The organism is Jiella pacifica (assembly GCF_010500815.1).
Lineage (GTDB): Bacteria > Pseudomonadota > Alphaproteobacteria > Rhizobiales > Rhizobiaceae > Jiella > Jiella pacifica.
The window spans coordinates 24257-37995 of record NZ_JAAAMG010000008.1 but is presented as its reverse complement, the minus strand read 5'-3'; the positions used below and the strand labels follow the sequence as shown (position 1 = coordinate 37995).

The window sequence follows — 13739 nt, the reverse complement described above, 5'->3', positions numbered from 1 at the left end:
GCCCCCGGAACGACCGGCATCTACTTCCGGGTCAGATCCAGCACTTCGACCGAGTGCGGTGGCATCCGCCGGTGCAGGAAGCGCTCGTCCTCCAGCGTCTCCTCGGCGTCGGCGAGACCGTCGTTCCACCTCGCGTCGACGGAGCGGCGGGAGAATTCGTAGTCCTTGGAATCCCGGCTCGCGGCTTTGCGGCGATTGATCATGTGAACGATCGTGACGCAGGCGTCGTTCGACCGGTCGGCGAGAAGCTTCACGTCCGGATCGTCGGCGAACTCGGCCGGCAGCTTGCGCAGCAGTCGGTGCAGCGCCGCTCGCAACTTGCGCTGCTCCTTCATCATGTCGGTGTTGAGGCGCGTCCGGCTCGAGAAGCGGATGTCCTTTTCCCGTTCGGCGATCTCGGAGATCGTCCGGGGAACGGGACCCGTCGCGCAGAACAGATCAACCTGAAAGACGCACATGTCGTGATGATGGTCGCGTTCGAGGACGTATTGCAGCGGCGTGTTGGAGACGAGGCCGCCGTCCCAATACCACTCGCCCTCGATTTCGATCGGCGGAAAGCCCGGCGGCAGCGCGCCGCTGGCCATGACGTGTTCGGGGCCGATCCGCGTGTCGTTGGTGTCGAAGTAGCGGAAGTTGCCCGTACCGACATTCACCGCACCGAGGCTGACCCGCGTCTCCCCATTGTTCAGCCGGTCGAAGTCGACCAGTCGTTCGAGCGTCGCGCGCAAGGGCCCGGTGTCGTAGTAGCCGACGTTCCCGGGCGTCCCGCCGGGCAAGAGATAGGTCGGCGGAAAGCGCGGTTCGAAGAAACCGGGGATGCCGTAAAGCGCCGTCGAGGCAGCGCTGACCTCGTTGAAGGTCGTCTCCATGAAAAGACCCGGAAGCGGCGCGCCGAAGGTGATGTTGGAAGAAACCTCGTCCCAGAAGCTGCGCAGCGCCCGGGCCTGCTCGCCGGGCTTGTTGCCGGCGATCAGCGCCGCGTTGATCGCGCCGATCGAAATCCCCGCGATCCATTCCGGCCGCGCGCCCCGCCGCTCCATCGCCTCGAACACCCCACCCTGATAGGAGCCGAGCGCGCCTCCGCCCTGGAGGACGAGCACGAGCATTTCGTCGGGCTTGGTGATTGTCGGATCGCTGGTCACCGCCTGAGCCGTCTGATGCTGGTTCATGAACTGGAGCCTTCAATGCCGGTGCGTCTGCGGGATGGCCCGCGCTCGGAGCAACGGACGGCATCAGGTTTTGTTGCACTGCAACAGGGCGAAATTGGTCGCGATCGCCCCGCGGGCGAGACCTGCGGGAACCTCGCAGGCTCGTAGGCGTTAGACTGCCGACCAAGTTGTTTTTCCGGAGTACACCATGACCAGGCGCAGTGTTTTCCTCGTCACTCTTCTCGCCAGTGCCCTGATGCTGTCGGCCTGCGCAAACACGGTTCGCGGCGTCGGTCGCGACGTGGGCAACACCGTCGACGCCACGGGCGCCGCCGTCAACGACGTGGCGCGGTAACCACTTCGGCGCATATCCAGGCGGGAGTGACCGCCAGAATGAGGCCGTCGGCCGACCCCGGCCCGATAGGGCAGTCTCGGCCGGGCCGACCGGTGTAGCCGCGGGTACGTCCCGCGGGTGACCAAGCTTCAACCGTCCGGTATCATCCCTCGGCATATCGTCATGTGCCGAGGGCTCCATGTCCACCTTCTTCAACGCCCTGATGGGGCGACCAGCGATCTTCGCTTTCGTCGTCGTCGCCGCACTTGCGCTTCTACCGGTGGCGGTCTGGCTCGATCTCCGACATTTGTCGGACGTGTCGCTGCGCGAGCAGGCGCAAAGCCTCGATGCGATGATCTCCGACATTCGCGGCTATTACGCCAAGAACGTCGTCGGCCGGATCAATGCCGCCGAGGGCCGCGCGGTCCCAGTGCACAACTATCAGCTGGTTTCCGGCGGGATTCCCATCCCGGCGACGCTGTCGCTCGAACTCGGCGAGGTCATCGGCCGGCGGGGCGAGAACATGCGTTATCGGTTCGTCTCGGATTACGTGTTCAAGTCGCGCGAGCCGCATCCGTTGGACGCGTTCGAGCGCGGGGCCCTCGAGACGTTTCGCGCCGAAGGCACTGACAAGCCGGCGATCATGGCGGTCGGCGGGTCGCTCTTCGACCGCAACATCCGCCTGGCGGCACCGGTCCTGATGGGCGAGGCCTGCGTTGCCTGCCACAACATCCATCCCGAAAGCCCCAAGCGCGACTGGAAAGTCGGCGACGTGCGCGGCCTCCAGGAGGTCGAGATCGCCCAGCCGATCGCCGCCAACATCTTCTCCTTCAAATATCTGCTCGCCTACTTCGCCGGCGCGGGCGTCTTCGGCATCGCCTTCGCATCGATGCAGTGGCGGCAGGCGAAGGTGTTCCAGCGGCTGAACGGCGACCTGGAGGAGGCCAACTCCTTTCTCGCGGCGGTTTCGATGAAGATCTCGAAATATCTCTCGCCGCAGGTCTATCGCAGCATCTTCTCGGGCGAGCGCGACGTCGTCATTTCCACCGAGCGCAAGAAGCTCACCGTGTTCTTCTCCGACATCAAGGATTTCACCGTGACGTCGGAGCGGCTGCAGCCGGAAGAGCTGACCCAACTCCTCAACGAGTATTTCACCGAGATGTCGAAAATCGCCCATGAGCACGGGGCGACGGTCGACAAGTTCATCGGCGACGCGATCCTGGCCTTTTTCGGCGATCCGGAAACCAGGGGCGCCAAGGAGGATGCCCAGGCCTGCGTCAAGATGGCGATCGCCATGCAGCGGCGGATGGCCGCGCTCAACGATGACTGGCGGCGGCGCGGCATCGAAAGGCCGTTCCAGACCCGGATGGGCATCAATACCGGCTATTGTAACGTCGGCAATTTCGGCAGCGAGGATCGTATGGACTATACGATCATCGGCGCCGAGGCGAACCTCGCCGCGCGGCTGGAATCGATCGCCGCGCCCGGTGGCATCGTGCTGAGCTACGAGACCTATGCGCTCGTCACCGATGTGGTGAAGGCGCGGCCGCTCGAGCCGATCTCGTTGAAGGGGATCAGCCGCCAGGTGGTGCCTTATCTGGTGGAAGGATTGATCGACGATGCGCCGGTGGATGCCGGCGAAGTCATCAACGAATATTCCGATGGCGCCCGCATCTTTCTCGATATCGGCCAGGTCAGCGAGCGTGAACGCGAGCGTCTTGCAGGGGTGCTGAAAAAGGCCATGGAGCGGCTGCAAGCGGCTGGGTAGACGGGCCACTGATAAGTCGGTCGGCGCCGACCGCGTCTACCGCGAGTGGGAACGCCTCGCCGAAGAACGGCTCGATGCGATAGCGGTGGTCGTGCGAATGGGCTCGTGAGTCGATCCCGTGGGGTGTTTTTTCCCATTTGTGCGGAGCGATCAGCAACTGCAGGAAGGCGCGCCCGGAGGCGAATGCGAGCAGGACCCAGTAGGCCGGCAGAAGCAAGTAGCGCCGCCGCGGCGGCTTCGTCTCCGCGGAGGCCAGTCCCTGCACGGCCAATACCACGAACAGCGCATAGGCAGCCGCCACGTTTAAGAGGTCGATGGCCGTCAGCGGGCCGAGATCGCGAAACGAGGCGAAGCCGAGTGCGATGGCGCCGAACTGGATGGCGACGAGGCCGAGCAGTAACGGATGGGCGAGCGAGGAAACGAGCATGCCCAGGAACATCAGCTGGAAGGCCAGCATGGTGCCGATGCCGAGTTCGTTCGTCAGCTTCAGCGGTCGGCGCATGTGCAGGAGATAGGTGACGAACCAGCCCTTCATCCATCGTGTGCGCTGGCAATGCCAGACGTGCCAGCGTTCCGGCGCATGTTCGAAGGTCGGCAACGTCAGCGTCCCGATCCGGTAGCCGGCCCGATGGAAGCGGATGCCGAGATCGGCATCCTCGGTGACGTTGTGCGAATCCCAGCCGCCGATCGCCACCAGACTTTCGCGGACGAAATGGTTCGACGTCCCCCCGAGCGGGACGGGCAGGCCCTTCCGCGCCAGCCATGGCAGGAGCCGGCGAAACAGCGCGGCGTACTCCATCGCGAAGAGCGCCGAAAGCCAATGCGCTTCGCCGTTGGTGACGACGAGCGGGGCCTGCAGGCAGGCGAGATTGGCCGGCCCGGTGCGGAACCGCAGATAGGCCTCGCGCAGCTGGCCGGGATCGGGTTCGTCCTCGGCGTCGTAGAGCACCAGGAACTCGCCATGGGCCAGCGGCAGGGCGTGGTTGAGCGCCTTCGGCTTCGTTCGCGGCGCGCCCGGCGGCACCAGCACCAGCGAAAACTGCGGCTTGCCGGCGATCGCGCGGGATACTGCGGCGCTCGTCGCCTCGTCGTCCGCCTCGCAGACCAGCTTGACGTCGAGCCGCGTCTTCGGCCAGTCGAGCGCCTCCAGCGCGGCGACGAGTTTCGGCACCATGGCGGTTTCGTTGTGCAGTGCGACGAGGACGCTGTAGACCGGCACACCCTGCCATCCCTCCTCGAGAACGCCGGGCGCCGGCAGGTCGGTCGCGGAAACCGGCTCCGACCTCGGCGCGATCGCGGCGGGGATGCGGATGGCGAGGCAGGCCATGAAAAACACCGTCCCGGCGCCGTGACCGATCGCCCAGGTCCAACCGGGCAGGAACCATAAGCCGAGGGCAGTCGCCACGAGGGCGGCGACGAAAAAGGCCGCCTGCAGGGGTTCGATCGCGGTGCGGGCGGAAAGCTGCGGCGTTTCGGCCGAAAGGCTCGCACGGGCGGCACGATAGCGTTCGGCCATCGTCTGGCGATCGAGCGCTTGCGCGGCCACCGAGCGGGTGGTGATCCTCGTCATCGACCGCATCTCCGGCAAGCGGGCCAGATAGGCGGCGAAGGCGTCGAGGCTCTCGATGGTCGGACAGACGAAGAGACGGGCGTTCAGCCGGTCGTTGCAGACCTTGACCAGGCGCGGCGGCGGGCGCCCCAGCAGGTCGGCGCCGCCCAGGATCCGGTCGTCCTCACCGATGGTGTCGAAGCGAAGGGCGAGCTGGGCGGCGAGGCATTCGCCGTAGCGCCTCTCGGTCAGCAGGCCGGCAACGATCAGCTCCGCAGCGATGTCGCTGCCGTTGCGCCGCGCCGCGATATTCGCTTCGACCGCATCGATGCGGGAAATCCCCATGGCGTCGAAAAGCTGAAGCTGTCTCGGGCTGAAGGGGGAGCCCAAACGCCATCCGCCATCCAGCCGGGAAGCCCGCTTCGAGGCGGGCTGAGACGGATCTTGGCACGGAGCGCGCTTGCCGGCGCCTCTCAGGGTCGGATAAGGCTGCGCATCGAGGCCGTGAGCGAGATCCAGATTCCCCCACACGTGAGCGCGTCCCATCTTTCCAGGTGCATTCGCGTCAGATGCAATTTCTGGGGATCGTGTTGAAGTTTAACTATTCAGTAAACTAACCAATGGGCGAAAAATTCTTGCGCTGGTTGATTCTCGTCATCGTTTGGCTGCTGGGCGCGGCTGGTCCCTGCTGGAGCGCCGAGGTGGGCGGCGAGAGCGTCGCGACCCCCAATTTCGTCGATCAGCACCAGCGGATCGCCAAGCCGGACCTCGCCGATCGTCAGCGCATCCGCTTCCTGACATCGACGGACTACCCGCCGTTCAATTTCCTCGACGGTGAGGGCCGGCTGACCGGTTTCAACGTCGATCTCGCCCGAGCGATCTGCGAGGAACTGGGCATCCTTGCCCGGTGTCAGATCGAGGCATTGCCGTTCGCGGACGTCGTCCCGGCGCTGAAGCGCGGCGACGGCGAGGCGATCGTCGCGGGCCTGGCGATGAACCCGACGACGCGAGCCGAATTTGCCTTCAGCCAGCCCTATTTCCGTTATCCGGCCCGGTTCGTCACACGCAAGGACCGAGCGATCGAGAGCCCGATCGCCGATCATCTGGCCGACAAGGTGGTCGGCGTGACGCTTGGAAGCGCTCATGCGGCGATGCTCGGTGCCTTCTTTCCGGCAGCCAAGGTGCAGACCTATCCGGATCGGTTTCAGGCGCTGAACGCGATGCGTGACGGCAAGATCGACGCCTTCTTCGGCGACGGGGTCAGCCTGTCCTTCTGGCTGGAGAGCGAAGCCGCCGGCGATTGCTGCGCCTTCGCGGGCGGACCGTTCCTGTCCGACCGGTTTCTCGGCGAGGGGCTCTCGATCGCGGTTCGGCCGGACGATGCGGCCCTCGCCGAGGCGGTGGACTATGCCATCGCCCAACTGGTGGCCAAGGGCCGGATGACCGAGCTGATGCTGCGCTATTTCCCGATCAGCGCCTTTTGACGACGAGCGCGAGCCGGAAGGTCAGAGCTTGCGATAGCGTACCCGCGCCGAATGCTCGATGGCGCCCGCCGTCAGCCGGTCGAGTTCGAAGGCGTCGCGCAGCATTTCGAGCAGCCTGAGTTCCGGCTGGGAGGCCTCGACGTCGGCCGATACGACCTCGACGGCCAGGGCATAGGCGGTCTCGTAGAGCGTTTTCGGGACGGCGGCGCGGACATTCGCGATGATCCGGTCGATGCCGTCGTCCTCGTCGAGCAAATCGCCGCAGTCGTGGGCGATCTCCGCCAGACGGCTTCCGTCGAAGCCTTCGAAGACGGGGAGGGTGGCCAGCAGCACGGTGAATTCCCTCCGCTCGATGCCGCTGATCTGCCCGTCGGCCGCAGCGACGGCAATCATCAGATGGACGAGCGCGTCCTGCGGGTTCATTGCGGCCATGCTTCCTGCTCCTCAAAGGTCGAGTGCGGCCAACCTAGGAGTGGAGGGGGCCTGCCACAAGGGCGAAGGCCGGCCGCAGGCGACTTTGCGGGCGTCCGGGTTTTGTTGACGCCGGACCGGCTTCTTTCTAGACCACTCGCCAGATCGCTCGCTGCCGCCTCCTTGCGACCGCGCGCTCCTTCCTTTCTCGATCTTCTGGAATCTCGAATGCCGACGCCCGCCGACCATGCCGAACCGATGCGCGAGGAGGCGCTCGCCTCGAATGCCTGGCCGTTCGAGGAGGCGCGCAAACTCCTGAAGCGCTTCGAGGCTTCGGGAATGCCGGCGGAGGTGCTGTTCGAGACCGGCTACGGCCCCTCGGGCCTGCCGCATATCGGCACCTTCGGCGAAGTCGCCCGCACCTCGATGGTCCGGCATGCCTTTCGCGTCCTCACCGAGGACGCGGTCGCGACCCGGCTTCTCTGCTTTTCCGACGACATGGACGGGCTGCGCAAGGTGCCGGACAACGTTCCCAACCGCGAGATGATGCTGACCCATCTCGGCAAGCCGCTGTCGCGGGTCCCCGATCCGTTCTCGAACGAATATCCGTCCTTCGCGGCGGCCAACAACGCCAAGCTCCGCCGCTTCCTCGACGGCTTCCGCTTCGACTACGAATTTGCCTCGGCGACCGATTATTACACTGCCGGCCGCTTCGACGAGACGCTGCTGAAAATGCTCGCCGCCTATGACGAGGTGATGGAGATCATCCTGCCGACGCTCGGGCCGGACCGGCGTGCCACCTATTCGCCCTTCCTGCCGGTCCATCCGCAGACCGGCATCGTCCTGCAGGTGCCGATGGTCGAGCGCGATCCAGCCGCCGGCACCATCGCCTATCTCGATCCGGACACCGGCGAGCGGATCGAGACTTCCGTCACCGGCGGCAAGGTGAAGTGCCAGTGGAAGGCCGACTGGGCGCTGCGCTGGGCGGCGCTCGGCGTCGACTATGAAATGGCCGGCAAGGACCTGATCGACAGCGTCACCCTGTCGTCGAAGATCTGCCGGGCCCTCGGCGCGAAGCCGCCGGAGGGCTTCAACTACGAGCTCTTCCTCGACGATAGCGGCCAGAAGATCTCCAAGTCGAAGGGCAACGGCCTGACGATCGACGACTGGCTCGCCTATGCCTCGCCGGAGAGCCTGTCGCTCTACATGTTTCAGAAGCCGAAGACGGCGAAGAAGCTGTATTTCGACGTCATTCCCAAGGCGGTCGACGACTATTACGCCTTCCTCTCGGCCTATCAGCGGCAAGATCAGAAGCAGCGGCTGCAGAACCCGGTCTGGCACATCCACGACGGCAAGCCGCCGTCGCAGGGCATCGCCGTGCCCTTCGCAATGCTGCTCAATCTGGTCTCCGCCTCGAACGCTTCCAACACCGAGACGCTCTGGGGCTTCATCAGCCGCTATGCGCCGGGCACGACGGCCAAGACCGATCCGGAACTCGACCGGCTGGTCGGCTATGCGCTCCGCTACTATGACGACTTCGTCAAGCCGGCGAAGCGTTTCCGCGCGCCGGATGCGGTGGAGCGGGAAGCCTTGGCGGCACTCGATGCCAAGCTCGCCGAACTGCCGGAGGACGCCGACGGCGAGGCGATCCAGAATGCCATGCTCGACGTCGCCCGGCCGATCGAGCGCTACCAGGACCTGAAGAAGAAGGGCCCCGAGGGCGGCCCGGGCGTCTCGGTGGAGTGGTTCCAGGCGCTCTACCAGATCCTGCTCGGCCAGGAGAAAGGGCCGCGTTTCGGCTCCTTCGTGGCGCTCTACGGCATCGGCGAGACCCGCTCGCTGATCCGCCAGGCCCTCGACGGTACGCTCGCCGGCGCGAACTGATGCCCCGGCATCGAGCCGCGCGGCGCTTGAGCGTAAACCCCTTGGCGCCGCTCGAAGACCGGCGCCGGACGATATCATTGGGTTTCGGTCGGCGTGGCGTCGTCGTATTGCCAGACGCCGCGTCGCGCCTTCTTCGCCGCGGCTTGCGCCTCGACATAGGGCCCGCCAGCCGTCGCCTTGCCCCAGCCGTTCTCGACCACCCAGCGGCCGATGTCGTCCCCTGCGACGGTGCAGGCACTGGTCGCCTCGCCGCGCCTGACGCCGAAATCCGGCGGCACGTCGCATTCGATCGACCGGCCGCGCAGGAAGCGGCGCAGCTCGGTGCGCGCCATGACGCCGCAGGGAAAGGCGTCCGCGCCCGTGCCGCAGCGCTGGTCGAGGGGCATGGCCTCCACACCGGGCAGGATGATGACGCCCTGGCGGTAGGCGATGCGCGCGCCGTCGAGGGCGACGGGGCGGGGGAGAAGCTGCGGCTTCGGGGTATCGGCGCGGAGCGATTCGTCCGACAGCGGCGGGCGCGGCGGCAGCCGCTCCAGCGGAGCATCCTTTGCGGTGCTTCCGGGCTCGGCCGAGGTGCCCGGCTCGGGTGAGATGTTGCCGGCACCGGCTCCATCCTCTCCGCCCGCTGACGCGCCTGCCACACTGCCTTGCCGCTCGTCGGCCGCCCTGCGTTCGGCCGCCCGTTCGCGCGCTTCCGATTGCGCCAGCCGGCTGGATCGGACCGCCTCGAAAACGGTACGCGAGCCGTCCTTTTCCGGCGCGAGCCACAGGAGCGGGAGGGTGACGAGGACGAGGCCGGCGAAAACGACGATGACGCGCCGGATATCCTCGACTTGCAAGCCCAACCTCACTGGCTCGCCCAGAGGATGCGTGCCATCCAGTCGATCTCGTCGAGGCGGAAATGCCGGTCGGGATATTCCGGATTGACCGAAGCGAGCTCGATCGTCCGCGCCGTCTGGCGCTGCAGGATCTTCGCCATCACCTCGCCGTCGCGGGTGCGCACCACCACACGGTCGCCGCGGCGCACGGAGGCGCCGGGCGCGACGATGATGACGTCGCCGTCGCGATAGAGCGGCAGCATGGAATTTCCGGCGACCTCCAGCGCATAGGTGGTTTCGTCCGACCGCGCCGGCAGCCGGATCTCGTCCCAGCCCTGGCCGACCGGATAGCCGGCATCGTCGAAGAAGCCGCCGCCGCCGGCCTGGGCGAAGCCGAGCAGCGGCACCGAGACTGCGGCGCGGCGCGCCTGGAGGCCGGCATCGACTGCGCCGCTGCCGGCCATCAGCGTGGTGAATTCCTCGATCGTCGAGCCGGTTGCCTCGATGACCTTGGCGATCGATTCCGTCGAGGGCCAGCGCGGCCTTCCGTCCCCGGCGCTGCGTTTCGAGCGATTGAACGTCGTCGGATCGAGGCCGGCCCGCCGCGCCAGACCGGAGGCCGAAAGGTTGTTGCGCGCGGCGAGCGCGTCGATCGCAGCCCAGATGCGGTCATGGGAAAACATGGCGGAAGATCCGTCGTCAGGCGGCCAAGGAAAATATCCCTCGATTGCTTCATAAAAGCGCATCGTGTCGTTGTCCATAGGAAATGACGGGACGTCAGGAAGGGGCGCGGGATCTTCCCGGGTCGGGCGGGAACGAAGACCGCCCTGCGGCATTTGGCGAGCGCGGGCCACGGCTGGCGAGGATATGCTAATCCTCTTCCGACGAAGGTTCGCGACGGGCGGCCCCGAGTCGCCCGAAAACCGTTCCAATGGAGTCGCAACGAGGTGAGTGAGACGCGGTTCGCCGCCCAGACCAGCGAGGAGATGCGCCATCGGGCGAGCGAGCCGGGCCGCGGCCGCGACGCCGACTTTCCGACCAGAATCCCATGGAAGGGCTGGAAGGACATCGCGGCACGGCTCTACGTCTCGTTCTTCGAAGACCGGGTGATGCTGATCGCCGCCGGCGCCACCTTCTATCTCCTGCTCGCCTTGTTCCCCGCCTTCGCGGTCTTCGTCTCCTTCTACGGCTTCGTCAGCGACCCGACGACGATCAGCGACCACATCGCCTTCATCGGTCAGTTCCTGCCGCAGGCCGGGACGGACCTCCTGGAAGCGCAGCTGACCAATCTCACCGAGCAGAATTCGACGTCCTTGTCCTTCGGCTTCGTCTCCGGCCTGATCTTCGCCATGTGGAGCGCCAACAACGGCATCAAGACGCTGTTCGAGGCGATGAACGTCGCCTATGGCGAGAGCGAGAAGCGCAGCTTCATCCGTCTCAATCTCATCGCCCTCGTCTTCACCCTCGGGGCGATCTTCATCGGCATCGTCCTGATCGCCGTCGTCGGCGTGGTGCCGGCCCTGATGGCGATCTTCGGCCTCAGGACGCTCTCCGAGGCGGTGATCGCCGCGGCCCGGTGGCCGGCGGCCTACCTGCTCATCGTCGCGTCGATCGCGATCATCTACCGCTACGGGCCGAGCCGGAAGCGCGCCCGCTGGCGCTGGGTGACGCTCGGCGCCGTCCTGACGGCGAGCGTCTGGCTCGTCGCATCGATCGGCTTTTCCTGGTATCTCCAGAACTTCGCCAATTACGGCGCCATCTACGGCTCGCTCGGAGCCGTCGTCGGCTTCATGATGTGGGTCTGGATCTCGTCGCTGATCTTCATCATCGGGGCGGAGATCAACGCCGAGATGGAGCACCAGACGGCGGTCGACACCACAGACCCGCCGCCCAAGCCGATCGGCAGGCGCGGCGCGCGGGTCGCCGACACGGTCGGCCGGCGCATCGGCGGATCAAAGGCTTGACGCGGCAGCACTCTTCAGGCTCCCCTTCGACCAGGCGTTGCCAATCTTGGCAGCGCTGCGGCCAGATCGGAGCACCGCATGTCGATCAGCCTGTTCGATCTCTTCAAGATCGGCATCGGACCCTCCTCCTCGCACACGGTCGGGCCGATGTGGGCGGCACGGCGGTTTCTCGACCGGCTCGAGCAGAAGGGCCGCAAGGGGGAGGTCGCCGGCGTCAAGGCGGAACTCTACGGCTCCCTGGCGCTGACCGGCGTCGGCCACGGCACCGACAAGGCGGTGATGCTCGGCCTGCAGGGCATGCGGCCCGACCAGGTCGATCCCGATGCCGCCGAGGTTGCCTATGTCGAGATCTGCCGGACTGGCGAGCTTTCCTTCGACGCCGGCCTAAAAATGCCGTTCCGCGCGGGGGAGGAACTCACCTTTCTCAAGCGCGAGCGCCTGCCGCATCACCCGAACGGCCTGAGATTCAGGGCCTTCGACGAGGCCGGGCAGGAGATCGACCGCGCCGACTACTATTCGGTGGGCGGCGGCTTCGTCCTCTCGGCGGAGGAAGCAAGCAATGAGACTCCGGTCCTAAGGAATGCCGTCGCCCCCTACGAGTTCGCCGATGCCGCCGAAATCCTCGTCCATTGCGACGTGGAGAACTTCGCAATCGCCGATCTCGTCCTCACCAACGAGGAAACCTGGCGCAGCCGCGCCGAGGTGCGGGCGGGCATCCTGTCGATCCGCGACGCGATGATGGCCTCGATCGAGCGCGGCTGTCGGATGGACGGGCTGCTCCCCGGTGGGCTGAAGGTCAAGCGCCGGGCAAAATCGCTCTATGAGGGTCTCGTCCACCGGCCGGAGCGGGCGCTGCGCGATCCGTTGACGACGCTCGACTGGGTCAATCTCTACGCCCTTGCCGTCAACGAGGAGAACGCTGCCGGCGGGCGCGTCGTCACCGCTCCGACCAACGGGGCTGCCGGCGTCATCCCGGCGGTTCTCGCCTATTACGAGAGGTTCATCCCCGGCGCCGACGACGACGGTTCGATCCGCTTCCTGGCGACGACGGCGGCGATCGGCGCCCTCTACAAGCAGAACGCCTCGATCTCGGCGGCCGAGATGGGCTGCCAGGGGGAGGTGGGCGTCGCCTGCTCGATGGCAGCGGCGGGGCTGGCCGCCGTTCTCGGCGGAACGCCGCGCCAGGTCGAGAACGCCGCCGAGATCGCCATGGAGCACAATCTCGGCCTCACCTGCGATCCCATCGGCGGTCTCGTGCAGATCCCCTGCATCGAGCGCAACACCATGGGCGCGGTCAAGGCGATCAACGCCGCGCGCCTGGCGCTGAAGGGCGACGGGACGCATTTTGTCTCGCTCGACCAGGTGATCGAGACGATGCGCCAGACCGGCGAGGACATGAGCGAAAAATACAAGGAGACCGCCCTCGGCGGCCTCGCCGCGAACGTCACCTTGTGTTGAACTTCCGGCGAGGCTTAGCCGCGGTCGCCGGATGCTTCAAAGTTTCCCGCACGCTGGCGGCCAGGGCCCGGGCAGCGATGGCCTGAGCCGGCGTCGCCGTCCGCGCCAGCATGACGATCTGCGAGGCAGGGAGCGCCGGCAGCCCCCATGCGACGTTTGCAGCCGGCAGATCGCCACCCACCATCCGGCCGAGCGGGGCGACGCCGAGACCGGCCCGAACCGCGGCGGCGAGGGCAAGACAGCTTCCGCCGACGAAGGCTTCCCGCCATGGCAGCCCAGCGCGATCGAGGGCCTTTGCCGCGACAGCGCGAACCCCGCAGGGCGGTGGCAGGCTGATGACGGGAATTGGACCGTCCGGCATCGCCCAACCCTCCGGAGCGTGCCAGGCGAGAGGGTCTTCGCCCAAGACTTCGCCTTCGCCGGTGTTCGCCTCCCGGCGGATGATCGCGAGATCGATCGATCCGCCTTCGTAGAGGTGCCGGATGTCGCCAGATTGTCCCAGCCGGACGGTGATCGGCGTACGCGCCGGCAGCGTCGACTGAAGCCGGCGCAGCAGGCCCTCGAAGGCCGTGCCGAGAGCATGGTCGCTGATGCCGAGCGCCAAGGCGGGCGGCTGGTCGTCGTCCCATCTCAGCGCGGCCTCGTGAGCGGCCAACAGGCGGCGCGCCGGGTCGATGAAGGCTGTGCCCGCCTCGGTCAGGCGAACATGCCGGGGACCGCGATCGAGAAGCCGTTTGCCGAGCGCCGCCTCCAGCGACTTGATCCGCTGGCTGACGACGGGCTGGACGGTCCCGGCCGCCTCGGCAGCGCGGGTCAGGTTGCCGTATTCGGCAGCCAGGACGAACAGGCGGACGGATTCCAGATCGAGAGCCATAAAAAATCACTATAGTAGATATTGATTGTCATGCAATTGAGTAATGG

At 66.4% G+C, this 13739-nt stretch carries 12 protein-coding genes; 6 read left to right on the top strand and 6 right to left on the bottom strand.

From position 1 onward, the window contains the following. Positions 1 to 20 precede the first annotated feature (20 nt). Entirely contained in the window at positions 21 to 1169 is a 1149-nt protein-coding gene (locus GTK09_RS11365; protein WP_163463288.1) for a patatin-like phospholipase family protein, read from the bottom strand. 187 nt (positions 1170 to 1356) lie between these two features. Here GTK09_RS11365 and GTK09_RS27165 point away from each other — a divergent pair, with 187 nt between their 5' ends. Together GTK09_RS27165 and GTK09_RS11360 are read left to right on the top strand one after the other, a co-directional pair. After that, positions 1357 to 1503, top strand: coding sequence for an entericidin domain-containing protein (locus tag GTK09_RS27165; RefSeq protein ID WP_203560989.1), 147 nt, complete (start codon positions 1357 to 1359; stop codon positions 1501 to 1503). A gap of 178 nt (positions 1504 to 1681) precedes the next feature. Continuing rightward, a complete protein-coding gene (locus GTK09_RS11360; RefSeq protein WP_163463287.1) occupies positions 1682 to 3250 on the top strand; it encodes an adenylate/guanylate cyclase domain-containing protein in 1569 nt (522 codons plus the stop codon). On the opposite strand, the gene GTK09_RS11355 is transcribed toward GTK09_RS11360, so the two are convergent. Continuing rightward, positions 3177 to 5144 (bottom strand): glycosyltransferase family 2 protein, encoded by a 1968-nt coding sequence (locus GTK09_RS11355; RefSeq protein ID WP_163463286.1) that lies wholly within the window; start codon positions 5142 to 5144, stop codon positions 3177 to 3179. The two genes, GTK09_RS11360 and GTK09_RS11355, sit on opposite strands and share 74 nt — an antisense overlap. 290 nt (positions 5145 to 5434) lie before the next feature. On the opposite strand from GTK09_RS11355, the gene GTK09_RS11350 reads away from it, so the two are divergent. Then, positions 5435 to 6283 carry a transporter substrate-binding domain-containing protein gene (locus GTK09_RS11350; protein ID WP_246217855.1) on the top strand — a complete coding sequence of 283 codons (849 nt, stop codon included), beginning with the start codon at positions 5435 to 5437 and terminating at the stop codon, positions 6281 to 6283. 21 nt (positions 6284 to 6304) lie between these two features. Here GTK09_RS11350 and GTK09_RS11345 read toward each other — a convergent pair whose 3' ends face one another. After that, a complete protein-coding gene (locus tag GTK09_RS11345; protein ID WP_163463284.1) occupies positions 6305 to 6715 on the bottom strand; it encodes a tellurite resistance TerB family protein in 411 nt (136 codons plus the stop codon). 207 nt (positions 6716 to 6922) lie between these two features. Between GTK09_RS11345 and GTK09_RS11340 the strand changes: the two genes are divergently transcribed. Continuing rightward, positions 6923 to 8578, top strand: a complete 1656-nt coding sequence (locus tag GTK09_RS11340) for a lysine--tRNA ligase (RefSeq protein ID WP_163463283.1) — start codon at positions 6923 to 6925, stop codon at positions 8576 to 8578. A 74-nt stretch (positions 8579 to 8652) separates the two neighbouring features. Here the strand turns inward: GTK09_RS11340 and GTK09_RS11335 are convergent, their stop codons facing one another. Both GTK09_RS11335 and GTK09_RS11330 read right to left on the bottom strand, forming a co-directional pair. Beyond that, the gene (locus tag GTK09_RS11335; RefSeq protein ID WP_163463282.1) at positions 8653 to 9417 is read right to left on the bottom strand and encodes a thermonuclease family protein; all 765 of its coding nucleotides are present in this window, start codon (positions 9415 to 9417) and stop codon (positions 8653 to 8655) included. An 8-nt stretch (positions 9418 to 9425) separates the two neighbouring features. Further along, positions 9426 to 10079, bottom strand: a complete 654-nt coding sequence (locus tag GTK09_RS11330) for a S24 family peptidase (protein WP_163463281.1) — start codon at positions 10077 to 10079, stop codon at positions 9426 to 9428. Between the two features lie 264 nt (positions 10080 to 10343). Between GTK09_RS11330 and GTK09_RS11325 the strand changes: the two genes are divergently transcribed. Together GTK09_RS11325 and GTK09_RS11320 are read left to right on the top strand one after the other, a co-directional pair. Then, complete coding sequence (locus GTK09_RS11325) at positions 10344 to 11360, top strand: YihY/virulence factor BrkB family protein (protein WP_312869799.1); 1017 nt, start codon at positions 10344 to 10346, stop codon at positions 11358 to 11360. Positions 11361 to 11438: 78 nt separating this feature from the next. Next, positions 11439 to 12818, top strand: coding sequence for an L-serine ammonia-lyase (locus GTK09_RS11320; protein ID WP_163463280.1), 1380 nt, complete (start codon positions 11439 to 11441; stop codon positions 12816 to 12818). Here the strand turns inward: GTK09_RS11320 and GTK09_RS11315 are convergent. Beyond that, positions 12805 to 13692, bottom strand: a complete 888-nt coding sequence (locus GTK09_RS11315) for a LysR family transcriptional regulator (protein ID WP_163463279.1) — start codon at positions 13690 to 13692, stop codon at positions 12805 to 12807. The two genes, GTK09_RS11320 and GTK09_RS11315, sit on opposite strands and share 14 nt — an antisense overlap. Positions 13693 to 13739: the final 47 nt, after the last annotated feature.

Coding starts and splice junctions, on each gene's coding strand:
- GTK09_RS11355 (WP_163463286.1), bottom strand. CDS start 5,144: ATGGGGATTTCCCGCATCGATGCGGTCGAAGCGAATATCGCGGCGCGG.
- GTK09_RS11360 (WP_163463287.1), top strand. CDS start 1,682: ATGTCCACCTTCTTCAACGCCCTGATGGGGCGACCAGCGATCTTCGCT.
- GTK09_RS11315 (WP_163463279.1), bottom strand. CDS start 13,692: ATGGCTCTCGATCTGGAATCCGTCCGCCTGTTCGTCCTGGCTGCCGAA.
- GTK09_RS27165 (WP_203560989.1), top strand. CDS start 1,357: ATGACCAGGCGCAGTGTTTTCCTCGTCACTCTTCTCGCCAGTGCCCTG.
- GTK09_RS11340 (WP_163463283.1), top strand. CDS start 6,923: ATGCCGACGCCCGCCGACCATGCCGAACCGATGCGCGAGGAGGCGCTC.
- GTK09_RS11365 (WP_163463288.1), bottom strand. CDS start 1,169: ATGAACCAGCATCAGACGGCTCAGGCGGTGACCAGCGATCCGACAATC.
- GTK09_RS11345 (WP_163463284.1), bottom strand. CDS start 6,715: ATGGCCGCAATGAACCCGCAGGACGCGCTCGTCCATCTGATGATTGCC.
- GTK09_RS11320 (WP_163463280.1), top strand. CDS start 11,439: ATGTCGATCAGCCTGTTCGATCTCTTCAAGATCGGCATCGGACCCTCC.
- GTK09_RS11330 (WP_163463281.1), bottom strand. CDS start 10,079: ATGTTTTCCCATGACCGCATCTGGGCTGCGATCGACGCGCTCGCCGCG.